Here is a 24204-nt window from a genome sequence, read left to right as displayed (position 1 = left end):
AACATAAGTAAAAAGTCTCTTAAAGACTGCCATGAAAAAATAAGGCAAACAGGTGAAAACGGAGCTATAGACATGGATCTTCATGATCGGGCGATATCTATTAATGCGATTATTCCGAATTTTAGGCAAGTTGAAATGGAAATGTGGATTTATATCCGGATGAATGTTTCAAGTCAAAAGCTCCCGTTATCTTCTGAAAAATTAAATATGAATGCAGGATGAATTAATGGTTTTTTGTTCTCATCAAAAACGCTTCTACTTCTTTGACGGTTAATCCCATTTCTTTGGCCTCCAACATAAGGGCTCTCCATTCGTCGATATTGGCTTGGGTCAGCTCCCTGTTTCGATAAAGCGTCCGTTCTTTCTTTTTCTGTTTGAGACGGTGTGTGAATTGAAACAGTTCTTCCTGGTTCATCCCCGCCTGCACGGCCTGTACAAGGTGGGTTCTCCACTCGTCTTCATGCTCGGTCCGGCGATAAAGGATCACTTCGGTATCAAACAATTCCTTTAATTCCACTTTCAGCGCACGGGAGATTTTTTTTAGGAATTCGACTGACGGATTTCTGTGAACGCCGCGTTCGATTTTGCTTAAATATGATTTTGATACGCCTGCTATATCAGCAAGCTGGTTAATGGAGTAGCCTTTTCTTTTTCTGTACATTCGGATGACTCTTCCGATCATACTGATTCCTCCTCTTCCCCTTGCCATTCATATAAAAACGCTTTCCTGTTCATTATAAGAAATAATTTGTTCTTTATAAAATTCAAAAATTTAAGATATCGACAGAAAATAAAAGAAAACGAACGGATTTGTTCTCTAAAAAGAACTATATAGCTAAATTCAGCATTTTTCAATTCAAATTTTTTCTTTTATAATCCAATCATTAACAAACGGCATTCCAGAGGAGGCAGTCAAGCATGAAAGAAAATATTGATTTTAGAGAACTGATTGCAATCTTGCGAAAAAGAACGGTTCTTATTCTCGTTTTGACAATAGGTGTAACATTGACGAACGGAATCATTCAGTTCTATGTGCTGACACCTGTCTATCAGGCATCGACGCAGATTTTGGTGCATCAAGTAGGAGAGAAAAAAGGGAGCGCCACGTACAGCGATATTCAAATCAACCTGCAATACACGCGGACATTCCAAGCGCTTCTGAAGAACCCGGTGATTTTGGAGCAAGTCAAGAGAGAGCTTGATTTACCTTACTCTGCCGGCCGGTTGGGTGAAAAAATCGCAACGAGCAGTGAAAGCGAATCAGAGATTATTAACATTACAGTTCAAGACGAAAATCAGAAACGGGCAGCCGATATAGCGAACACGCTAACAGCGGTGCTTAAAAAAGAGATTAAGCAAATCATGAACACCGATCGGATAACCGTCCTTTCAAAAGCCGACATCGTCGATTCGCCGACTCCTGTCAGACCGAATTACAAAATGAATATTTTGCTGGCATTCGGCGCCGCAATAATGACCGGAATCGCTTTGGCGTTCTTTTTGGATTTTATCGATGATACGGTTGCAAGGCCGTCTCAAGTTGAAAAGGAAGCGGGATTTATTTATTTGGGAAGTATTGAGCAAATGAAGCATACAAAAAGTCTGTTTCGCGGAGACCCCGATATGAATATCCGTGTGAAAGCAGGAAGGAGTGAGCCGCTTGGCTATTAGAAAAAAACGCTCTCGCAAATATCAATCGGCGCTTGTCGCATTGCATCAGCCTAATGCGCCGATCGTCGAACAATATCGGACGATCAGGACCAACATTGAGTTCTCATCCTTTGAGAAGCCGTTTAAATCATTGCTCATCACATCGGGCCTCCCGGGAGAGGGCAAATCATTCTCGGCTTCAAACTTGGCGGTCGTATTTTCGCAACAGGAAAAAAAGGTCCTTCTGATCGACGCGGATTTAAGAAAGCCGACGATTCACAAAATTTTTGAGCTCGATAATCATTCTGGCGTCACAAATGTATTGATGAAAAAAACGACGCTGGAAAATGTCGTGCAGCAAAGCCCGGCGGAAAATCTCCATGTGCTGACAAGCGGTCCGATTCCTCCGAATCCGTCCGAGTTGTTGTCGTCGCAGGCGATGGAGGATCTGCTTGCTGAAGCGTACAACCAGTACGATTTAGTCATCCTTGATTCACCGCCGCTATTGCCGGTCGCAGACGCGCAAATATTGGCGAACCAAGTGGATGGAAGCATCCTTGTCATCCTCAGCGGAAAAACAAAGCTTGATAACGCGATCAAGTCGCGGGACGCGCTGAATTCTTCAAAAAGCGAACTGCTCGGCGCCGTGTTGAACGGGCGGAAAGTGAAGAAGGCGCGTCAGTATAATTACGCAACCATGTAATCTTTTGAAGCGGCTGCGCCGCTTTAGGTGATGTCTCCTTGCCTTTACCGATGGAGGCACTCGGCTCTACCGTGGGCAGACTACCCGTCTGCCTTAGACGCAAGTCGTCGATGGCGGAGCGTGAGGACGGGTTAAATGCCCATTTTTATTTAATTGACGTGCTCGGTTTAAATTTGAAAATCGCCCGTATCTTTTTAGCTCATGGGATTTTGCCCTAAAAGATCCTATCAGCTAGAAAGATACATTAGGAGGTAGGAAATTGACATATCGGAGAAGGCTTTCCATTATTACCGCACTCGATTCGTACTTGGTTTTGCTGTCCATCTTTATCGGATATCAGCTGATTTCGCCATCATATGATTTATACCCTTCGGAAATGCTGCTGATGACTTCACTGATACTGCTTGGCGCTCAGCATTTATTCGCCCATTGCTTCCACCTTTACAAAAAAGTGTGGGAGTACGCAAGCATCGGTGAATTATATGTGCTGCTTAAATCGATTACCTTGTCCCATCTTGTGACGGCGATCCTCGAACTGTTTTTCTTTCAAAACGTTCCGGTTCGCCTTTTATGTTTAAGCTGGCTGTTCCAGCTGATCTTGATCGGCGGGTCGCGGATGATGTGGCGCATCATCAGGGAACAGGTGAACAAAGAAAGCAAAGGATCTTTAAAAGCGCTGATTATCGGAGCCGGCTCTGCCGGCAGTTTGATCGCAAAACAGCTTGTGCAAAAGCCGGAATTGAACATTAAGCCTGTCGCATTTATCGATGATGACAAAACGAAATACCGGCTTGAAATCATGGGTTTGCCCGTTTTAGGCGGAAAAGAGCAGATCATGCAGGCGGTTCGGCAGTGGAATATTGACCGGATCATCATCGCCATTCCATCTTTAAGCGTCACTCAGATGCAGGACATGTACAAGGCGTGTGCGCAAACGGGGATCAAAACGCAAATCATGCCGAAAATAGACGAAATTTTGCTCGGCAGACATCCTGTCGGCCAGCTTCGCGATGTCAAAGTGGAAGATTTGCTCGGAAGGGAGCCTGTCCAGCTTGATACAAGCGAAATCTCCAATACGGTCAAGGACCGCGTCGTTCTTGTGACGGGAGCCGGAGGTTCAATCGGCTCGGAAATCTGCCGGCAAATCAGCAAATTTAAACCGAAATCGATTGTTTTAGTCGGGCACGGAGAAAACAGCATTCATTCGATTCTGCTGGAACTGCAGGAGAAGTTCGGAAAGCATGTCGCCTATTATCCGGAAATCGCCGACATACAGGACAGAGAGAAAATGTTTTTGCTGATGGAACACTACAAACCGAATGTCATTTATCATGCAGCTGCACACAAGCATGTGCCGCTGATGGAAAAATGCCCGAAAGAAGCTGTCAAAAACAATATCCTCGGTACGAAAAACGTCGCTGAAGCCGCCGACGAAACCGGAGTGGAAACTTTTGTCCTGATCTCGTCAGACAAAGCGGTCAACCCTGCCAATATCATGGGGGCGACGAAGCGGTTCGCAGAAATGCTGATCATGAATCTCGGCAAAACGAGCAAAACCAAATTTGTCGCCGTCCGCTTCGGAAATGTTCTCGGCAGCAGGGGAAGCGTCATTCCAATTTTCAAAAAACAAATCGCTAGAGGCGGTCCGGTCACTGTCACACACCAGGACATGACGAGGTACTTTATGACGATTCCGGAAGCTTCAAGGCTGGTTATTCAGGCGGGGGCGCTTGCCAAAGGAAGACAGATTTTCGTGCTCGATATGGGCGAACCGGTCAAAATCGTCGATCTCGCCAAAAATCTCATCCAGCTCTCCGGCTATACGACAGACCAGATCAAAATTGAATTTACAGGCATCCGCCCGGGAGAAAAAATGTACGAAGAGCTGCTGAATCAAAATGAAGTGCTGGCAGAGCAGGTTTTTCCGAAGATTCATATCGGCAAGGCGGTCGACGTCGAGCTAACGGTGCTGAAGACATTCATGGAGGAATTTATGTATTTGTCAGACCGCGAGCTGAGAGAACGCTTGTTCCAAGCGATCGGCCAGCATGAGAAAAAGCTGGTGACAGCGCACTAGGGGGAAGAACATGACAAGAACGGTTTTGTTTTGCGCTACTGTGGATTACCATTTCAAGGCCTTCCACCTCCCATATTTAAAATGGTTTAAAGAGCAGGGGTGGAACGTTCATATCGCCGCAAAAGGAGATATGGCACTGCCTTATACAGACAAAAAATTTGATATCGACATCAGGCGTTCTCCTCTGAATGCAAGCAATATCGCAGCCTATCGGGAGCTGGCGCGCATCATTGACGAAAACCGGTACAGCATCATTCATTGCCATACGCCGATGGGAGGCGTGCTGGCAAGGCTTGCGGCCCGGAAACAGAGAAAAGAGGGAACGAAAGTGATCTATACCGCTCACGGTTTTCACTTTTGCCAAGGTGCACCTTTAAAGAATTGGCTGCTATACTATCCGATTGAAAAAGGGCTGTCCGCTTTGACCGATTGCCTAATCACGATCAATGAAGAAGATTTCGTCCTTGCAAAAGGCTTGCGCAAGGCGTTGCGAACAGAAAAAATTCATGGCATCGGCGTCGATACCGAGCGCTTTCATCCTGTCAGCGAAACAGAGAAAATGCTGCTCAGGAAAACATACGGTTTCAAAGAAGACGACTTTATTCTCATATATCCCGCGGAACTGAACGCGAATAAAAACCAGGCGCTGCTCATCGAAACGGCGGCTGCTTTAAAAGATAGAGCCCCAAACTTAAAGCTCGTGTTTGCAGGAAAAGGGCAGATGGAAGAAAAATACCGAAGTCTCGCTGAACAAAAAGGCGTTTCTTCGACCGTCACGTTTGCAGGTTTTCAAAAAAACATCCACGAATGGATTCAGCTTGCCGATGTGTCTGTCGCTTCAAGCATCAGGGAAGGGCTCGGCATGAACCTCCTGGAAGGAATGGCGGCAGGAAAGCCCGCCGTTGCAGCGGACAACCGCGGACACCGGGAAGTTATTCAAGAGGGCGTGAACGGATTTTTGATACCGCAGGGAGACGCCGGAACGTTCAGCGACCGAATTTTGCAGCTGTACCGTCTGCCTTCTTTGCGAAAAAAGATGGGGGACGCGGGGAGACGAACGGCCGCCGCTTTTTCCCAGCAGCGCACCGTCAAAGAAATGGCGGGCATTTACTCTTCCTTTATGGATCATGAAACAGTTGAAAGGAGGCTGAAAGGATGACAGGGGGTCAAAAGCCGAAAGTTTCTGTCATTATGGGAGTCTACAATTGTGAGGACACGATCGCAGAGAGCATCGAGTCGATTTTAAATCAAACCTATAAAAATTGGGAACTGATTATATGCGACGATGCATCAACAGATGGGACATATGCTGTTGCCAGGCGGTATGCCGATCATTACGCAGATAGGATCAAGCTGATTAAAAACGAGAAGAATCAGCGGCTGGCTGCTTCGCTAAACCACTGTCTCCGGTACGCCGGCGGGAAATATATCGCGCGCCAGGACGGAGATGACATCTCTTTGCCAAGGCGTTTTGAAAAACAGGTCGCGTTTCTTGAATCACAATCTCATTATCATGTCGTCGGCAGCGGAATGATGGCCTTCGACGAAAACGGGATCAGAGGCGTCAGAATGCTTCCTCCCTCTCCCGGGCCGAGAATCATGGCGAAAGGAACGCCGTTTTGCCATGCGACGATCATGATGAGAGCGGAAGTGTACGAGGCGCTGGACGGCTATCGGGTCGGCCGGAGAACAAGAAGGATGGAAGATATTGATTTGTGGCTCCGTTTTTTTGAAGCGGGCTACACGGGCTATAACCTTCAGGAAGCTTTATACAAAGTAAGGGAAGACGAATCGGCGTTTAAAAGGAGAAAGTTCAGCTACTCGATTGACAATGCGTTTATCGTCTTTGCCGCCTGCAGACGGCTGAAGCTGCCGCTCTCAGACTACATTTATATGATGAAACCCATCATCAGGGGGCTCATGCCTCCTTTTATCATGAACAAATACCATAAAAGAAGATTGATGAATGAAGGCGGAGGGGTCGTAAAACATGAGTGACGGAAGCGTGAGACCAGAACGGGTGCTTCACATCGTAAGCGGAATGAACCGCGGCGGAGCGGAGACGATGATTATGAATATATACCGCCATACAGACAGGCGGCATATTCAATTTGATTTTATTTCCCACCGGGAAGAAACGTGCGATTATGATCCGGAGATCATCACGCGCGGCGGCCGGGTGTTTTATGTACCAAGCATCGGGCGGTCGGGGCCTCTCGCCTACATCAAAAACATCAGAAGGATTTTGGTTGAGAAAGGGCCGTATGCCGCCGTGCACGCCCATACGGATTTTCAGACGGGGTTTGCCGCATTGGCGGCCAAGCTCGCCGGCGTTCCGGTGAGGGTCTGTCATTCCCACAACACGGCCTGGAAGCCTAACCCCCGGTTTTGGGATACATGGCAGCTCCTCGCATTCCGCCGTTTGATTTTCTCCAGTGCTACGGCTCTGTGCGCTTGCGGCAAAGATGCCGGGCGTTTTTTATTCGGCGGAAAAAAGATGGGCGAAAACGCGGTCCATCTTTTGCAAAACGGGATTGAACTTGACCGCTTCAAAGAAGCGAATGGCGTTTCAAAGACGGATGCAAAAAAGAGCTTCGGCATCAAGGAAGACGCATTGGTTATCGGACATGTCGGCCGTTTTTTTGAACAGAAAAACCACGCGTTTCTGCTCGGGCTTGCCGCTCATTTCAAGAAATCGGGCACGCCTTTTCAAGCGGTGTTCGCAGGTGATGGTCCGCTGCGCAGACAGATGGAAGAAAAAGCCGCCGCTCTCGGTGTAAAAGACGACATTCTGTTTCTCGGCGTCGTCGAAGATATCCCGGCTCTCATGCAGACGTTTGATGTATTTGCCATGCCGTCTTTGTTTGAAGGGCTCCCTCTCGTACTCGTCGAAGCGCAGGCGTCAGGGCTTCCTTGTATTGTATCAGACCATATTACAGAGGAAACCGATTTGGGACTCGGCCTGCTGACCCGTCTCAGCTTAAATGCCGGCTTTGAACGGTGGGCTGAGGATATCAGCCGTGCCGCTCAGGCGAAAAAGCCTGCATGGCCGGAGATTGAGAGAAGCCTGGCAGAGAGAGGCTATAATGCAAAAGCAAATTTGGCGAGACTGATGGACATCTATTCAATCTCCGCGGCAGAAGGACAGTGAGTGTATGTCTGTTTACATGTTGAATATGGGGATTGTTTTCATCTGGTCATGGTTTGCGAAAATGTACGGCAGGGAAGATCACAGGCTGCCGACGGGCTACCGTCCGAATGCGATCCTCACCGTCGTTCCGCTCGCGTCTTTGATTATCGTTGCCGGCTTAAGATACAAGGTCGGAACGGATTACCACACCTATATGCTGCTTTACGAATTAGCCGGAAAATACAACAACATTTGGGAGATCTTCGGTTTCGGAACAGATAAGTCGTCGACAGATCCCGGATTTACCGCACTCTTATGGATATTAAACCAGATTTCAGCCGATCCGGCGCTCATGTTTGCCGTCGTTGCCGCGATTACCTATATCTATATCGTCAAGACGCTATATGTGTATGGAAGGCCGTTTGAGTTGAGCATGTTTCTCTTTATCGGCATGTTTCACTATTACGCTTCGTTTAACGGTATTCGCCAATACATGGCGGCGGCCATTCTGTTTTGGGCGGTCCGGTATCTGATCGATGGGAAGCTGGTGCGCTATATGATCGTCGTGCTGATCTGTTCGCTTTTTCATTCTTCGGCTTTGATCATGATTCCTGTCTATTTCATCGTCAGAAGAAAAGCGTGGTCGCCTGTCCTCTGGTGCCTCATGCTCTTATTTTTGGCGGGAACTTTTCTGTATCAAAAATTTTTGTCCGTATTCCTTGTCGTGCTTGAAAACAGTCAATACGGACATTACGAAGAATGGCTGATGAAAAATACGAACGGCATGAACGCCATTAAAATCATCGTTCTTCTTCTCCCGCTCGTACTTGCATTCTGCTTCAGGGAGCAGCTCAGAAAACGCTGGCCCGAAGTCGATTATATCGTCAACCTTTGTCTGATCGGTTTCCTGTTCGGAATTTTGGCGACAAAGGATGTCATTTTTGCGAGGTTCAACATTTATTTCGGGCTCTATCAGCTGATTCTCGTTCCTTATTTTGTACGTATTTTCGAACCGAAATCGAACGCGCTTCTGTATGTTTTGATTTTGATCTGTTACTTCTTATACAGCTTTATGCTCATGCCGTTCGACTCGTCGGTATTGCCTTACAGAACGATTTTTGAACGTTGAATAGCGGAATAGGCCGTTTAGGTCTTGTGAAAATTTCGACAAAGGAGTCATCACATTGGAAAATCCAGCAGTTAGTCTACTGGTCGCTGTTTATAATACAGAAGCTTTTTTGCCGAATTGTTTGCAATCGCTGATCAGCCAGACCTTAAAAAATATCGAAATCATTATCGTTAATGACGGTTCAACAGACGGAAGCCAGAAGATCATTGATCATTACGCCCGAAAGGACGGACGCATCAAAACGATTCGGCAGGAGAATCAGGGCCTCGGCGCTGTCCGCAATAAAGGGATCGAAGCGGCGTCAGGCGAGTTCTTGGCATTCATCGACTCCGACGACTGGATTGAGCCGGACTATTGCCAATCTATGTATGAAAAAGCAAAGGATGAGGATGCCGACCTTGTCATCTGTGATTATGCCGTCGAAATTCAGGATACCGGAAAAACGGTCTGCCCGGACATCGGGAAAAACTATGAAGGAAAGCCGAAAGAGGCATTCATAAAAGCTTTATTAAAGGGTCAAGTAAGCGGCTTTTCCTGGAACAAGCTCTACAGGCGGAGCCTGATTGAGCAGCATAAGCTCGTTTTCCCGCTGCGCGACGAGCTGGAAAACATCGAAGATCAATACTTCAGCTTCAGATGCCTTCTATATGCGAATACGGCGGCGTTCGTGACTAAGCCGCTTTATCATTACAGGGTCCACCTGTCGTCCATCGTCCAAAAGTATCAGGCGGGGCTGTTTGAAGACGGGCTCGCTCTTTATGAAGCGAACCTTGACTGCCTGACAAAGCACGGAGAGCTTCCGGCTTTAAAGGAGGCGCTGCACGTCTTTATCGTCAACCACGGCTGCATCAGTATTTTAAATGAATGCAAGAGCCGAAACCAAAATCCTTCAATAGAAAAATATAAAAATATCCGCAGCATATGCGCCTGTCCGGAATTCAGGGGGAAAATTCCCGCGGTGGACATGTCGGCATTCGATTCGAAGAAGAAGCTTCTCCTTATGCTGATTCGCTTGCGGTTTATGCCGGCAGTGTATGGATTTGCGGCCATTTACCAGAAAATGATCGAGCACAGAATGAAGAAATAGGCGGTGAGGAAATGACCTTTCAGGAACTGAAGATCAATCTTGCAGAATGGCTTTTGCTCAAGGTGAAATATCCTTCTGAATATGTGATGGGAACGCCGGGTTTGAAGCGTTTTGATCAATACAAAGGCAAGAAAAAAATCATTCTGACTTTAATTCCGTCCCATGATAATTTGGGAGATCACGCGATTGCCCTGGCAAGCCGGACATTCATAGAAAACGAGTTTCCCGATTTTGAATTAATTGAAATCGGCATCAACGATATTTACAAACATGCAAAAGCCCTCATGCGCATCCGCCACCCCGAGGATATGGTGTTCATTATCGGCGGAGGAAACATGGGGGATTTGTACCGCAATGAGGAATGGACGAGGCGCTTTATTATCAAAACATTCAAGCATTATAAAATTGTCCAGCTCCCAGCCACCGCGCACTTTTCCGAGACGCCCCGCGGCAAAAAGGAGCTGAAAAGAGCGAAAAAAGTCTACAACTCCCATCGCCGGCTGTTTATGATGGCGCGCGATGATACAACCTATCAATTTATGAAACAGCATTTTTCAAAGCAAACGATTGTGAAGCAGCCTGATATGGTGCTTTATTTAAAGAAAGAACAGCAGTCTGAAAGAGACGGTGTGCTGGTTTGTTTAAGAGAGGATAAAGAAAGCTTTCTCAGACCGGAAGAGCGTGAAAAGCTGATGAAGGCTGTCGGCGACGAATACGGCGGCGTGCAAACTTTTACAACGACGATCGGCAGGAGGGTCAGCCGCATGTCCCGCGAGAAGGAGCTGAATCGGCTTTGGGATCAGCTGAGAGGTGCGGAGGTCGTTGTGACAGACAGGCTGCACGGCATGATTTTTTGTGCGATTACAGGGACGCCGTGCGTTGTGATCCGCTCTTTTGATCATAAGGTGCTTGAAGGCTTTCGCTGGCTGAAAAGCGTTCCTTCGATGAAGCTTGTGGAAAATCCCGATGCGGCAGAGGTTCTCGGCGCAATTGAAGAGCTGATTAAGACCGGTGATTCGTATCGTGCGACTCCATCAAGGGAGCATTATTTCACAGATTTAAGACAGAAAATTATGGGTGATGTCCAATGAAGCCATTCGTCAGTATCATTGTTCCGATGTACAATGTCGAAGATTATATAGAAGAATGCGTCGATTCGCTGCGCAGGCAGACGCTGAAAAATATTGAAATCATCCTTGTCGATGACGGCTCTCCCGACAGATCCGGGGAGATAGCGAGAAAGTACTGCAGCCTGGATGCCAGAGTGAAAGTGATTCATAAAAAAAACGGCGGGCTGAGCTCGGCGAGAAATGCCGGTCTTCAAGCCGCGACAGGAGATTATGTGGGATTTGTCGACGGTGATGATTTTGTATTGTCTGCCATGTTTGAAAACATGTACGCCGCTGCCAAAAAAGACGACCTTGATATCGTCATGTGCGGGTATCATAAACATTCCGATGCGGAAGACACCTATTTCCCGCCGCCGCTGCCGACCGATCGTCTCTTGTTGAGCTGGGATATTAAACGCGAGCTCAAAAAGGCGCACGAAACCCGCTTCATCTGGTATGTGTGGCGGAATTTGTACAGGCGCGACCTGCTAAAGAAAAACCAGTTGTACTTTTTTGAGGACATTCGTTTTGCAGAGGATTCGCCGTTCAATTTGTACGCCTTTTATGCAGCGAAACGGGTGAGAGCGATCGATGACGGCTACTACATGTACAGGTGCAATCCGGATAGCCTGACGGAGGTGCCGTTTAAACCGTACATGGACGAAAGCCTGAAAAGGCAGTACCGGGCGAAAAGGAGATTCTATGAGACGTTTCAGCTTTTGGATGAATGTGCGGACGATCTGGAAACGTACACATGCAAACATCAAATTCCGATGCTTTTAGCCAATGCCTGTGCGGAACCGAAGCCTTCAAAGCAGGTGAGGCGGCACATTAAAGACATTTTGTCTTACCGGATGGTGCAGTCGTGCGTCAAATCAACGTCTCTCCGCAACCGCAATCTTTTAATCGGCCAACGGCTCGTTTTATTGCTATGCAAGCTGAATATTCCGATCCTGCTCGAATTGTTTTTTAAACGAAATCTGCCCAGTAAGGGATGAGCCTTTTGAATAAGACATTTATTTTGAATCTCGGCGCCAATGTGGCGTCTTTTTTATTATCGGTGCTGTTTTCGATGTGGCTGACGCCTTATGTTATCAAGAACCTCGGTGTTGAGGCGTTTGGGTTTGTCCATCTCACGCAGAATATGATCAATTACTTTTCGATTATTACGGTTGCCTTGAGCGCGGTCGTTGTCCGGTTTTTTTCTGTTTCCGCCCACAGGGGGGCGCTTGATGAAGCGAGGGGCTATATGAATACCTACATCGTTTCATCACTGGTGCTTTCGGTCATCTTGTTTTTTCCGCTTGGCGGCACGGTGTTTTTTATCGATCAGATCATTCGCGTTCCCGCCGGTCTTTTGGGGGATGTGCAGATCGCGCTTTTGATCGGGAGCCTGCTGTTTTTATTGACCTTTGTGATGTCGGGATTTGCCGCCGGTCCGTTTTTTGCCAATAAAATCTATATTACAAGCACGATCCAGGCCGTCCAAATGCTGATTCGCGTCTTGAGCGTATTGTTGATTTTCGCGTGGTTTGCACCGAAGATCTGGCACATTCAGCTCGCCGCTCTTATCGCAACCGCTTCGGCGTGCATCCTGTCGATCTTTTTCTTTAAGAAATTGATCCCATGGTTTACGTTTCGTGTGAGGGATATGTCGTTTGCAAAGTGCAAAAAACTGCTTCAGGCGGGAGGATGGAGCTCCGTCAGCCAAGTCGGCGTCCTGCTGTTTCTGCAAATCGATTTAATGGTGGCGAATGTGATGCTGGGGGTTTCCGAATCCGGCATGTACGCCGCGATCATTCAGTTTCCGCTGTTATTGCGGACGCTTTCGGGAACGCTTGCGGCCGTATTTTCACCTACGATTACACTCTATTATTCAAAAGGCGACAAAGAAGGGCTCGTCCGCTATGCCAACCAGGCCGTCAGAATTAACGGCATTCTGCTCGCTTTGCCGGCTGCGCTTCTGGGCGGGCTTGCCGGCCCGTTTCTGTCGCTGTGGCTTGGCCCTTCATTCGAACATTTGAAATGGCTTTTACTGATACATGCGGGTTATTTGGTTGTTTCATTAAGCCCGGCGCCGCTTTTTTATATTTTTACCGCCTATAACAAGCTGAGAACACCGGCGCTGACCACGGTTGCCTTCGGCGTTGTCAATTTGCTGCTTGCCATCGTGCTGAGCGGACCGGCGGGACTCGGCCTTTACGGAATTGCGCTGGCCGGTGCGGCAGCTTTAATGCTGAAAAATGTCGTCTTCACTCCGATTTATGCGTCAAAGATTACGGGTGAAAGAAAAAGGGTTTTTTATAAAGGTATATACAGGCCGGTTGCCGGTGCTTCATTTACCTTGGCTGTCTGTTACGCTCTTCAATACTTATTTGCAATCGACAGCCTGCTGTCCCTGTTTGTCACGGCGCTTGCTGCGACGGGGACATACGGCCTGTTTGCCTATTTCGTCATGTTGACGAAAGCGGAACGGCATATTGTCACAACAAGGCTCCAAGCATTTCGATGCTCTTTATCCTTCCCGTTTCAAAAGGGATTTTTTAAATAAAAGAAAGGGGTGCGTTTTTCGTGCTAGCGAAACGGTTTTTCGATCTTTCATTGTCGGTTATTTTGCTGATCGCGCTCAGTCCGGCCATGATCCTGACAGCTTGCCTCATCAGATGGAAAATCGGCTCGCCTGTTTTATTTCGCCAAACCCGTCCGGGGCTGAATGGCGAGCCTTTTACATTATATAAATTCAGAACAATGACTGATGAAAGAGATGAAGCAGGCAATCTGCTAAGCGATGAAAAACGGCTGACAAAGACGGGGCGGCTGATCAGAAAAACGAGCCTCGACGAATTGCCGCAGCTGATCAACGTCATCAAAGGAGATCTCAGCCTCGTCGGGCCGCGGCCGCTTTTGATGGAGTATATTCCCCTCTATACGAAGCGGCAATGGAGACGGCATGAAGTCAAGCCGGGCATCACGGGCTGGGCGCAGATCAACGGGAGAAATAAAGTGACATGGGAGGAAAAGTTTGAACTTGATGTCTGGTATGTGGATCATCGTTCTTTTTTGCTTGATCTCAAAATCCTTTTGTTGACTGTCGTAAAAGTCTTGAAGTCGGAAGGCGTCAGCCAGGACCGCCATGTGACAGCAGAAAAATTTACGGGGAGAAGGAATGCCTGATGCAAAATGTGGTGATCATCGGAGCCGGCGGCCATGGGAAAGTCGTTCTGGATCTTGTAAAAGCACGGCCTGATACGGCGCTTGCCGGTATTCTCGATGACCGGTATGCGGAGCTTCATGTCGAGAACGGTCTGTATCGCGGGCCTTCAAGCGCAGCAGAAGAACTTGCGCGATTGCATCCGGACGTGAAGTTCGTCTTAGCTGTCGGTCAAAACGGCATCAGAAAGAAGCTGTATGAACGTCTCGGCCTTCCGCTTGACCGGTATGCGGTTTTGATTCATCCGTCCGCCGTGATCAGCGGTTCGGCCCGGATTCAAAACGGCGCCGTTGTCATGGCGTCGAGCGTTATCCAAGCGGATGCCCACATCGGCATCCACACGATTGTCAACACAGGTGTGATCGTCGAACATGACAACCGGATCGGCGATTACGTTCATCTTTCGCCGGGAACGGTGCTAACCGGCGGTGTGACAGTTATGGAAGGCGCTCATCTCGGAGCGGGAACGGCGGTCATTCCCGGAAAGACAATCGGCCGCTGGAGCGTGACGGGAGCGGGATCATCCGTCATTCACGACATTCCTGATGATTGTACCGCTGTCGGAGTCCCTGCAAGAAAAATTAAATATCACAGCAGGAAAAAGGGTGAAAAACATGAGTCAGAATAAGCGAATTTATTTATCCCCGCCGCACATGAGCGGAGACGAAGAGCGCTATGTAGCTGAAGCGTTTCGGACAAACTGGATCGCGCCGCTCGGTCCCCTTGTCGATACATTCGAAGAAAAGCTTGCCGCCTATGCGGGGACGTCCGGTGCCGCGGCAGTTAGCTCAGGAACAGCCGCAATCCACCTGGCGTTGAAATTGCTCGGCGTCGGCAAAGGCGATACGGTCTTCTGTTCTTCCTTTACGTTTGTAGCGAGCGCCAATCCGATTATATATGAGCAGGCTGAGCCGGTTTTCATCGATTCTGAACGGGATACATGGAACATGTCGCCCGAGGCGCTTGAACGGGCGCTCGACGAAGCGGAGCGGGCCAGAAATCTTCCGAAAGCCGTCATCGTCGTCAACTTGTATGGCCAAAGCGCGAAAATAGACGAGATTATCGCGATTTGCGATCGATTTGCCGTCCCTGTTATTGAAGATGCGGCCGAATCGCTAGGTTCTGTTTATAAGGGCAGAAAAAGCGGAACCTTCGGACGCTTCGGCATTTATTCGTTCAACGGCAACAAAATCATCACCACATCAGGTGGAGGAATGCTTGTCAGCGATGATGAAGACGCTTTGAAGAAGGCGCGCTTTTTAGCCACTCAGGCGCGCGAGCCCGCCATTCATTATCAGCACGAAAAAGCGGGCTACAATTACCGGATGAGCAATGTCCTGGCCGGAATCGGCATCGCTCAGCTCGCCGTCCTGGATGACAGGGTACACGCCAGACGGGCGATCTTCGAGCGCTATCAGGAGGCGCTCGCCGGTATCGAAGGTATAGAATTCATGCCTGAAGCCGGCATGTCAAACCGCTGGCTCACGACATTAACGTTTGATACAGCAAAGATTCAAACAACACCGGCGGACATCATTGAACAGCTCGCAAATGAAAACATTGAAGCCCGGCCGTTATGGAAGCCATTGCACAGACAGCCCCTTTTTAAAGGAGCGGCCTTTTATCAGCACGATGACCAAGGCTCTGTCTGCTGCGACTTATTTCAGCGCGGGCTCTGCCTGCCGTCAGGATCAAGTATGACGCGAAAAGAGCAGGACCGGGTGATTCAAATCGTGGCCGACCGGATTAAATATAAATGAGGTGCTAAACATGGCGATTACATATTCCATGGACAGCTTAAAGCATAAGCTGGCAGAAATTTTGGATGTCATCCCAAGACTTTCATCAGTCGTTTACTTGGACTACCCGCTCTACGGAAACGTCGGGGACTTATTGATCATGAAAGGAACGGAAGCTTTTTTTGAAGCATACGGCATCAAGGTGCGCGAAAGATGGAATGCAGAGAATTTTATTCCGGGCCGCCGCATTCCAAAGGACGCCATCATCGTTTGTCAGGGGGGCGGCAATTTCGGCGATTTGTACCCTCACTTTCAGCAGTTCAGGGAACGGGTTGTCGAACATTACCCGGACCACCGGATCGTCATTCTGCCGCAGTCGATTTATTATGAACATGAAGAAAATGCAAAAAAAACGCGCGGCATTTTGGCGGCTCACCCGGATCTGCACTTATTCACGCGGGAAAAGGCATCCTTCGAATTTGCTCTCAAGCATTTCGAAGGGGTGAAAAACATCAGAATGATGCCCGATATGGCTCACCAGCTCTGGCCGATCGCGGCACCTGCCGAAAAGCCTTCTGAGTCCGTTCTGCGGTTGATCAGAACCGACAAAGAAGCAAACAGCAGCCTGCAAAAAGCAGAGGAGCCGGATACGTACGATTGGAACGTTATCTTGTCAGAAGGCGACAAACGCGGAATCAAACGCTTGCAGACGATCAATGTCCTCAACAAAAAAGCCGGCAATCCGCTGCCGATCGCTTCTTATTGGAAACGCTATTCGGACAGCCTCGTCGACAAATCAATCCGTTTTTTCAACCGCTATGAATCCGTCGTTACTTCAAGGCTGCACGGCCACATCTTATCGTGTCTGCTCGGAAAAGAAAATGTCGTGATTGACAACTCCTACGGAAAAAACGCAAATTACTACAACACATGGATGAAGGATATCCCGAGTACAAAACTGATTCAAAACAATCCGGAAGAAGCAGAAAAACCGCCTGTTCACGTATGACAGGCGGTTTTTTTTGCTATGCTTCTTCGCGCTTTACTTTGTTGTAGGCTTCATCCAAATGCTGAATCCGTTTTAAGACGACCGCGTTTTTTGTCAGCTGGTCTTGGACAAGCGTTGACACGACTGAACGGTAGTAGCTGTTCATTGCGTGAATTTTATCCTCATTTGGATGCATTTCAATATGGGTTTTAAAATTTTCTATGAAATAGGGCACAGAGAAAAGTTCTGTCAATGGTAACACTCCTTTTTTAAGTCTATACGGTACGGAACCGATCGTGTAAACTAATAGTGGGAGGGGAGATATGATGAACTTGCATGTACAGCAGCAGCAAACGGCAAAACTTCACTTGACGCAAGGGCTTGCCCAAGCCATTCATATGCTTCAGTATTCGTCGGCCGAGCTGAACAGCCGGATTGACGAACTCTCATTGGAAAACCCCCTGATCGAACGAAAAGACCCCGATATTCCCCGATCATTTTACCATAAAACGAATCGTCATTTGCAAAATGAAGGAATGAGCCGCTCTGAGACGGCGCATTCCCGTGAAGATATCAAAAGCGTCTTGAAACAGCAGGCGCTCGATCTCCGGCTGTCAAACCGGGAAAAGCGGATTTTCAGCTACCTGGTCGAATCCCTTGATCGAAACGGATATGTGACAGAAGACATCGCCTTTATCGCTTCCGAGCTGGCTGTCACCAGAGAAGAAGTGGAAGAAGTCTTGGGCAAGCTGCAGACTCTTGATCCGGCAGGCATCGGAGCGCGGTCGCTTCAGGAATGCATCCTGATCCAATTAAATCGTCTGCCAAAGGAGACGGCAAAAGCGGAAAAAGTTATTTCCCTATACTTTGACCTGTTTGCCAAAAAAGGATGGAAAGAGCTGTCTGAGAGAGCGGGCCTTTCGCTCTCAGAGCTTCAGGACATACAAGATCTTGTTGCAGAGCTGTCGCCGCGTCCCGGATTGATGTATGGCACGGATGAAGGCAGAGTCTATATCGAGCCTGATGTCATCATTTCAGCCGAGGATGGAAAATTGGTGCTTGAGCTCAGCAGCCGTTCTTTTCCCGATATCCAGCTTAACGCGTTTTACGAGCCGTTTTTGCAGCGCCAGTCAAAAGACGAGGCGACCGTTTATATCTCTGATAAGTTCAAGCAGTGGAAATGGCTCGACAATGCCCTCAGGCAAAGACGGGAAACGATGCGGAGGGTGATGGCGGAAATTATGGTGCGTCAAAAAGATTATTTTTTAAAAGGGAAAGACGAACTGAAGCCGCTCACATTAAAAGAAGTCGCCGATGCCCTCGGGGTTCACGAATCAACAGTAAGCCGTGCAGTCAAAGGGAAAATCGTGCAGACGCCTTTTGAGCTGTGCGAGCTTAAACGGTTTTTTTCGGCGAAGGTAAAGGATGCCGCTGACGGACATACGTCAAGTCACACAGTCAAAGCGCATCTTCGTCGGCTGATCGATGAAGAAAATAAAATGAAACCGCTTTCAGACCAGAAGCTGGCCGACCTTTTAAACGAAAAGCACGGCATCGTCATATCGAGGCGGACCGTCGCCAAATACCGCGATCAGCTTAATATACTGCCTTCGTCTGTCAGAAAGAGATATCAATAAAGAAGCCGTCCGGCACGAACGCCGGCGGCTTTTTTACGGGATCATCCACGCAAACAGGTGATGCTGCAGGAACGTGATCATGCAAACCAGGAACAGAAGAAACAGGCTGTGTTTCAGTGTAAAGCGCAGCAAATCGGATTCCTTTCCTGCCAGTCCGACGGCTGCGCAGGCGACAGCAATCGACTGCGGAGAGATCATCTTTCCGGTGACGCCGCCCGAAGAGTTGGCCGCCACAGACAGCACCGGCTCCATTCCGACCGACTGTGCCGTCACTTTTTGCAGACTGCCGAACAGCAAATTGGCCGACGTATCTGAACCGGTTATAAAGACGCCGAGCCAGCCGAGAACGGGAGAAAAGAATGCGAACATTGAACCCGTCATCGCAAGGGACATGCCAAGTGTTGTGCTCATGCCCGAAGAGTTGGTGACATAGGCAAAACCGACAACGGAAGCGATCGTTAATATCGGCTTGCCGAGTTCTTTCAGCGATTCTGTAAACACGGCGCCCCATTCTTTCCAAGGCATGCCTGTGACAAACTTTGTCAGTACGGCGGCAATCAGGATCGCCGTTCCCGCCGATCCGGCGAGATCAAGTTTATAAAGAGCTTCAAGCGGTTTTCCGGAGCCATCGAGAATTTGATTGTGCAAAAAAGGCACACCGGGCGCGAACGTCAGCCTGCCGCCGATATCACTAATGAACAGCAGCAATGGATTTGACCCTTCGTAATGGCCTGTCAGCGCCTGTTTGACAGCTGGAATTCCCCAGATGGAGACCATTGCCGTGAGCAGCAAAAACGGTGTCCACGCCTTGAAAATCTGCCCAGCCGAGTATGAGGCCTTTTGATGTTCAAGCTGCTGCGCCTCCGCGGCAGCGGCCATTTCCTTTTCATGTGAAAATCTGAATATCGTTTTCGGTTTCCAAAATTTTAAGAATACAGCGAGCGCGATAAGCGATACGATGGCTGACAAAATATCCGGGAGCTCAGGCCCCAGAAAGTTTGAGCTTACATACTGTGTAACGGCAAAAGAGACACCCGACACGAGAATCGCCGGCAGCACTTCCCAAGCCCTTTTCAAGCCGCTCATGATGATAATCAAATAAAACGGAATAAATACAGATAAAAACGGGAGCTGGCGTCCGACCATTTTTGAAATGTCCATCGCAGGAATCCCCGTCGGCCCTTCAACCGCGATAATCGGAATGCCGATCGCTCCGAAAGCGACAGGCGCCGTGTTAGCGATCAGGCATATGCCCGCCGCGTACAACGGATTGAAGCCGAGGCCGACAAGCAATGCGGCCGAGATTGCGACAGGGGCGCCGAAGCCTGCCGCTCCTTCTAAAAACGCCCCGAATGAAAACGCTATCAAAAGTGCTTGCAAACGGCGGTCATCTGTGATCGATAATACCGAGCTCCTGATGATTTCAAATTGGCCGGTTTTGACTGTAAGCTTGTACAAAAAAACGGAAGTCACAATGATCCAGCCGATCGGAAGCAGCCCGTAAACCGCCCCTTGTGAAGCCGACATCACAGCCTGATGAGCGGGCATGCCGTATACGAAAACGGCCAGCGCGAGCGCAATCAGCAAAGTCGACACACCCGCTGTATGCCCTTTCATTCTTTTGATTGCCAGAGCCCAGAAAAAATACAAAATCGGTATAAGCGCTGCAAGCGAAGAGAGCAGCAAACTGTTCCCCAGCGGAGTATAATCTTGCGTCCATCCCATCTCCAATTCCCCCTTTGTTCAAAGTCTCACTCAGTCATCTGATGACATGATGATAAGACTGATCATTTAGCATTATATTTCTCAATGTCATAAATTACAATCTTTTTTTGCATGGAGCCGAAGTCTATATGTTCCGGACGGAAAGAACGGTATAATAAAAAATAGCGCATCATGCCCAGTCTGGTTACGAGGTGAAAAAAGTTGAAATACAAACAAATCAAGACGAAAAAAATATACGAAGAAGTCGCAGAAGCGCTTCTTGAATCGATTAAAAGCGGAGAGCTTGAGCCAGGTGATAAGCTTGACTCCGTTCAGGCGCTCGCCGAAAGCTTTCAGGTCAGCCGTTCGGCCGTCAGGGAAGCGCTGTCTGCGTTAAAAGCGATGGGGATGGTCGAAATGAAGCAGGGGGAAGGAACGTATGTGAAAAGGTTTGAGCCTGAGCAAATTTCCATCCCCCTTTCGGCTGCGCTTTTGATGAAAAAGAAAGACGTCGCTGAACTGCTCGAAGTCCGTAAGATTCTTGAAATCGGAGCTGTTTCAAGTGCGGCTCAAAAACGCACAGAAGAAGATCTCGGGCGCATGCAGGCCGCACTTGAGGATATGAAGCAGGCGGATGGGAACGGCGAACTTGGCGAAAAAGCCGACCTCGCGTTTCATCTTGCGCTTGCCGGCGCCTCGCAAAACGATCTGCTGAAAGGCTTGATGAATCATGTGTCATCACTCTTAATTGAGACGATGAGGGAGACGCGCAAAATTTGGCTGTTCTCGAAGAACACAACCGTTAAGCGCCTTTATGAGGAACACGATGCCATCTATCAGGCTGTGATGGAAAAAGACGGCCAAAAAGCAGAACAGGCGATGCACAATCATCTGACGAATGTGGAAAATGTGCTGGCCTCATATTTTGAAGAAACGAAACAGGCCGACGAGCCGGCCATATAAGCAGCGGCCCGAGTGAAAACGAAAAAGAAACCCCTTTCAAAAAATTTTACCAAGGTGTAAGATGGAGAAAGAGGGTTTTCTAACCAAGTCATCAGATGACCTGATTTATCGGGTTGGAGAGGGGATCAAGATGAAAGTATCACTGTTTATCACGTGTTTGGTTGACATGTTTCAGTCAAATGTCGGAAAAGCGACGGTTGAACTGCTTGAGCGGCTCGGATGTGAAGTGGATTTTCCCGAAGGGCAGATCTGCTGCGGCCAGCCTGCGTACAACAGCGGCTATGTCAAAGATTCCAAAAAAGCGATGAGACGGATGATTGAGACATTTGAATCAGCCGAATACGTCGTCAGCCCTTCAGGATCGTGCGCTTTTATGTTCAAGGAGTATCCGCACCTTTTCCGGGATGAGCCGGCCTGGGCGGAAAAAGCGCAGCGGCTGGCTGACAAAACGTATGAGCTGACCGATTTTATCGTCAACGTTTTGAAGGTTGAAGACGTTGGGGCGACACTTGAGAAAAAGGCGACTTATCATACGTCATGCCATATGACAAGGCTTTTGGGCGTCACAGACGCGCCGATGAAGCTGCTTCGGCATGTGAAGGGACTGGAGTTCACGCCGCTGCCGCGCAAACACGACTGCTGCGGATTCGGGGGGACTTTTTCGGTGAAGATGTCGCAAATATCCGAACAGATGGTCGATGAGAAAGTGGCGTGTGTCGAAGAAACCGCCGCAGATGTGTTAATCGGGGCGGACTGCGGCTGCTTGATGAATATCGGCGGACGGATCGGGAGAAAGAACAAGCCGATTGAAGTCATGCACATCGCAGAAGTGCTGAACAGCAGATAAACAGACATCCGGTCATTTCACAGATAGAGGGGGACATTCGTTATGGCAATGAAGATCGGAACGCAGAAATTTAAAGAGCGCGTATCAGACGGGCTCGAAAACGAGTTTATGAGGGGGGCTGTTTCAAGTGCGCAGGAGCGCTTGAGAGCGCGCCGTCTTGAGGCGGCGGAAGAGCTCGGGAACTGGGAAGAATGGCGGTCTCAGGCCGAGGAAATCAGGCAGCACGTGCTCGAAAACCTGGACTACTACCTAGAACAGCTCGCCGAAAATGTCGCCAAAAAAGGCGGGCACGTATTCTTTGCACAGACGGCTGAAGAAGCGACAGGCTATATCCGCGATGTCGTGAAAAAGAAAAACGGCAAAAAAATCGTGAAATCAAAATCAATGGTGACCGAAGAAATCAACATGAACGAGGCGCTTGAACGCGACGGCTGCGAAGTGGTCGAAACCGATTTGGGCGAATACATCCTCCAAATCGATGATCATGATCCGCCGTCACATATCGTCGCACCTGCTTTGCATAAAAACAAAGAGCAAATCCGCGACGTCTTCAAAGAGCGGATCGGCTACCGCAACACCGAAAAGCCGGAAGAGCTTGTCATGCATGCGCGCGCCGTGCTCAGAAAGAAATTTCTCGAGGCTGACATCGGCATTACGGGCTGCAATTTTGCGATTGCCGATACGGGGTCTGTCAGCCTTGTCACAAACGAGGGAAACGGACGTCTCGTCACGACCGTTCCGAAGACGCAGATTACCGTGATGGGGATGGAGCGGATCGTCCCTTCATTCGACGAGTTTGAGGTTCTCGTCGGCATGCTCACAAGAAGCGCGGTTGGACAGCGGCTGACAAGCTATATCACGGCGCTGACAGGGCCGCGGCTGCCCGGTGAAGCGGACGGACCCGAAGAGTTTCACCTCGTCATCATTGACAACGGGCGTTCGAACATTCTCGGAACGGAGTTTCAATCCGTCCTCCAATGCATCCGCTGTGCGGCCTGCATCAATGTTTGTCCCGTATACCGCCATGTCGGCGGGCATTCTTACGGTTCGATCTATTCAGGCCCGATCGGAGCCGTATTGTCGCCGCTGCTCGGCGGATATGACGATTATAAAGAACTGCCGTACGCCTCTTCGTTATGTGCGGCATGCTCTGAAGCATGTCCGGTAAAAATCCCGCTTCACGAACTGCTTCTGAAGCACCGGCAGCGCATCGTTGAAAAAGAAGGGCGCGCACCGATATCCGAGAAGCTCGCGATGAAAGCGTTCGGCTTGGGAACTTCTGCGCCATCTCTATATAAAATGGGCTCCAAATTGGCGCCGGCAGCCATGAAGCCGTTTAACGAAGACGGCAAAATAACGAAGGGACCGGGTCCGTTAAAACAGTGGACCCAGATTCGCGACTTCCCCGCGCCGAACAAGTCAAGGTTCCGCGACTGGTTTGAGGACAGACGGAAAGAGAAAGGGGAAGACAGATGACAAACGGAACAATCCAAAATAAAGACGGCTTTTTAAACCGGATTGCGGAAAGGCTCGGCCGCAACAGGCGTTCGGCAGGCGTCACCGTTCCCGATTATACGTATCAGCCGCAGCACCGGGTATATCAAGGCTATACACAGGATGAGCTTGTCGGCGTCTTAAAGGACCACTGCCGGAAGATTCATACGGAGCTGATTGAAACGGATGTCATCGGCTTGCATGATGCCTTGTATGAACAAGCATCACGATTTGGAGGCGGGCCTGTCATCATTCCGAAAGATGACCGTTTTAAAGAGTACGGACTGTCAGGCCTGTTAACAGACAAGTGGCCGAATGAGGGGACAAAAGTGTGGGAATGGAATGCAGCGGCCGGAGATGAAAATATCCAGCGGGCCGAACAGGCTAACATCGGCGTGACATTCAGCGAGATCACGCTTGCTGAATCCGGAACGGTCGTCCTCTTCAGTTCAAAAGACAAAGGACGATCTGTCAGCTTGCTGCCGACGACATATATTGCGATCGTCCCGAAAAGCACCATCGTCCCGCGGATGACACAGGCAAGCGCAATGATCAAACAAAAGGTTGCAGACGGCGACGTCATCCCGTCCTGCATCAACTATGTCACTGGACCGAGCAATTCAGCCGACATCGAAATGGACCTTGTAGTCGGTGTCCACGGCCCGGTAAAAGCGGCATATATTGTCGTGACTGACCGGTAATTAGACGATAACAAAAAGATTAGCCTCATGCAGAG

Annotated in this window: 23 protein-coding genes; 20 read left to right on the top strand and 3 right to left on the bottom strand. The window is 48.9% G+C overall.

The genetic code is table 11. The features are described from left to right. Positions 1 to 223: 223 nt before the first annotated feature. Positions 224 to 682, bottom strand: coding sequence for an HTH-type transcriptional regulator SlrR (gene slrR / locus M1D59_RS18770; RefSeq protein ID WP_023856335.1), 459 nt, complete (start codon positions 680 to 682; stop codon positions 224 to 226). A 236-nt stretch (positions 683 to 918) separates the two neighbouring features. Between slrR and M1D59_RS18765 the strand changes: the two genes are divergently transcribed. From M1D59_RS18765 to M1D59_RS18695, 15 genes are all read left to right on the top strand, one after another. Beyond that, positions 919 to 1671: a YveK family protein gene (locus tag M1D59_RS18765; RefSeq protein WP_458117589.1), complete on the top strand. Its 753-nt coding sequence runs from the start codon at positions 919 to 921 to the stop codon at positions 1669 to 1671. After that, positions 1661 to 2353: a CpsD/CapB family tyrosine-protein kinase gene (locus M1D59_RS18760; RefSeq protein ID WP_020453031.1), complete on the top strand. Its 693-nt coding sequence runs from the start codon at positions 1661 to 1663 to the stop codon at positions 2351 to 2353. The genes M1D59_RS18765 and M1D59_RS18760 overlap by 11 nt, the downstream gene beginning before the upstream one ends. Positions 2354 to 2612: 259 nt before the next feature. Then, positions 2613 to 4430, top strand: coding sequence for a polysaccharide biosynthesis protein (locus M1D59_RS18755; RefSeq protein WP_445604566.1), 1818 nt, complete (start codon positions 2613 to 2615; stop codon positions 4428 to 4430). A gap of 10 nt (positions 4431 to 4440) precedes the next feature. Next, a complete protein-coding gene (locus M1D59_RS18750; protein ID WP_025810732.1) occupies positions 4441 to 5589 on the top strand; it encodes a glycosyltransferase family 4 protein in 1149 nt (382 codons plus the stop codon). Continuing rightward, positions 5586 to 6428: a glycosyltransferase family 2 protein gene (locus M1D59_RS18745; protein WP_023856332.1), complete on the top strand. Its 843-nt coding sequence runs from the start codon at positions 5586 to 5588 to the stop codon at positions 6426 to 6428. Before M1D59_RS18750 ends, M1D59_RS18745 begins: the two co-directional genes overlap by 4 nt. Then, positions 6421 to 7581: a glycosyltransferase family 1 protein gene (locus M1D59_RS18740; RefSeq protein ID WP_020453027.1), complete on the top strand. Its 1161-nt coding sequence runs from the start codon at positions 6421 to 6423 to the stop codon at positions 7579 to 7581. The genes M1D59_RS18745 and M1D59_RS18740 overlap by 8 nt, the downstream gene beginning before the upstream one ends. A gap of 4 nt (positions 7582 to 7585) precedes the next feature. Further along, positions 7586 to 8689: an EpsG family protein gene (locus tag M1D59_RS18735; RefSeq protein ID WP_020453026.1), complete on the top strand. Its 1104-nt coding sequence runs from the start codon at positions 7586 to 7588 to the stop codon at positions 8687 to 8689. 55 nt (positions 8690 to 8744) lie between these two features. Beyond that, on the top strand, positions 8745 to 9776 hold the full coding sequence (locus tag M1D59_RS18730; RefSeq protein WP_020453025.1) for a glycosyltransferase family 2 protein: 1032 nt from the start codon (positions 8745 to 8747) through the stop codon (positions 9774 to 9776). Positions 9777 to 9787: 11 nt separating this feature from the next. Next, positions 9788 to 10867 carry a polysaccharide pyruvyl transferase family protein gene (locus M1D59_RS18725; protein ID WP_458117588.1) on the top strand — a complete coding sequence of 360 codons (1080 nt, stop codon included), beginning with the start codon at positions 9788 to 9790 and terminating at the stop codon, positions 10865 to 10867. Further along, positions 10864 to 11883, top strand: coding sequence for a glycosyltransferase (locus M1D59_RS18720; RefSeq protein WP_020453023.1), 1020 nt, complete (start codon positions 10864 to 10866; stop codon positions 11881 to 11883). Before M1D59_RS18725 ends, M1D59_RS18720 begins: the two co-directional genes overlap by 4 nt. Continuing rightward, positions 11880 to 13436: an MATE family efflux transporter gene (locus tag M1D59_RS18715; protein WP_031305047.1), complete on the top strand. Its 1557-nt coding sequence runs from the start codon at positions 11880 to 11882 to the stop codon at positions 13434 to 13436. Before M1D59_RS18720 ends, M1D59_RS18715 begins: the two co-directional genes overlap by 4 nt. Before the next feature lie 20 nt (positions 13437 to 13456). After that, on the top strand, positions 13457 to 14059 hold the full coding sequence (locus M1D59_RS18710; protein ID WP_039073029.1) for a sugar transferase: 603 nt from the start codon (positions 13457 to 13459) through the stop codon (positions 14057 to 14059). Beyond that, complete coding sequence (locus tag M1D59_RS18705) at positions 14059 to 14724, top strand: acetyltransferase (protein ID WP_458117587.1); 666 nt, start codon at positions 14059 to 14061, stop codon at positions 14722 to 14724. Before M1D59_RS18710 ends, M1D59_RS18705 begins: the two co-directional genes overlap by 1 nt. Further along, positions 14711 to 15856, top strand: a complete 1146-nt coding sequence (locus M1D59_RS18700; protein WP_268015935.1) for a DegT/DnrJ/EryC1/StrS family aminotransferase — start codon at positions 14711 to 14713, stop codon at positions 15854 to 15856. Before M1D59_RS18705 ends, M1D59_RS18700 begins: the two co-directional genes overlap by 14 nt. A gap of 10 nt (positions 15857 to 15866) precedes the next feature. Beyond that, positions 15867 to 16844: a polysaccharide pyruvyl transferase family protein gene (locus tag M1D59_RS18695; protein WP_043054481.1), complete on the top strand. Its 978-nt coding sequence runs from the start codon at positions 15867 to 15869 to the stop codon at positions 16842 to 16844. A gap of 16 nt (positions 16845 to 16860) precedes the next feature. Here M1D59_RS18695 and yvfG read toward each other — a convergent pair whose 3' ends face one another. After that, positions 16861 to 17076 carry a protein YvfG gene (gene yvfG, locus M1D59_RS18690; protein WP_003185491.1) on the bottom strand — a complete coding sequence of 72 codons (216 nt, stop codon included), beginning with the start codon at positions 17074 to 17076 and terminating at the stop codon, positions 16861 to 16863. Positions 17077 to 17149: 73 nt separating this feature from the next. Here yvfG and rpoN point away from each other — a divergent pair, with 73 nt between their 5' ends. After that, entirely contained in the window at positions 17150 to 18460 is a 1311-nt protein-coding gene (gene rpoN / locus M1D59_RS18685; RefSeq protein WP_458117586.1) for an RNA polymerase factor sigma-54, read from the top strand. A gap of 33 nt (positions 18461 to 18493) precedes the next feature. Here the strand turns inward: rpoN and lutP are convergent, their stop codons facing one another. Then, the gene (lutP, locus tag M1D59_RS18680; RefSeq protein WP_020453016.1) at positions 18494 to 20185 is read right to left on the bottom strand and encodes an L-lactate permease LutP; all 1692 of its coding nucleotides are present in this window, start codon (positions 20183 to 20185) and stop codon (positions 18494 to 18496) included. A 201-nt stretch (positions 20186 to 20386) separates the two neighbouring features. Here lutP and M1D59_RS18675 point away from each other — a divergent pair, with 201 nt between their 5' ends. The 4 genes from M1D59_RS18675 to M1D59_RS18660 all read left to right on the top strand — a co-directional run bounded on the left by M1D59_RS18675 (position 20387) and on the right by M1D59_RS18660 (position 24169). Next, complete coding sequence (locus tag M1D59_RS18675) at positions 20387 to 21127, top strand: FadR/GntR family transcriptional regulator (RefSeq protein WP_020453015.1); 741 nt, start codon at positions 20387 to 20389, stop codon at positions 21125 to 21127. 130 nt (positions 21128 to 21257) lie between these two features. Further along, positions 21258 to 21974, top strand: a complete 717-nt coding sequence (locus M1D59_RS18670; protein WP_020453014.1) for a (Fe-S)-binding protein — start codon at positions 21258 to 21260, stop codon at positions 21972 to 21974. A gap of 42 nt (positions 21975 to 22016) precedes the next feature. Next, on the top strand, positions 22017 to 23450 hold the full coding sequence (locus M1D59_RS18665) for a LutB/LldF family L-lactate oxidation iron-sulfur protein (protein WP_095292181.1): 1434 nt from the start codon (positions 22017 to 22019) through the stop codon (positions 23448 to 23450). Continuing rightward, positions 23447 to 24169: a LutC/YkgG family protein gene (locus M1D59_RS18660; protein ID WP_020453012.1), complete on the top strand. Its 723-nt coding sequence runs from the start codon at positions 23447 to 23449 to the stop codon at positions 24167 to 24169. The genes M1D59_RS18665 and M1D59_RS18660 overlap by 4 nt, the downstream gene beginning before the upstream one ends. Positions 24170 to 24204: the final 35 nt, after the last annotated feature.

This window comes from Bacillus sp. PK6-026, from assembly GCF_054161455.1.
This window is presented reverse-complemented; position numbering and strand designations above follow the sequence as displayed.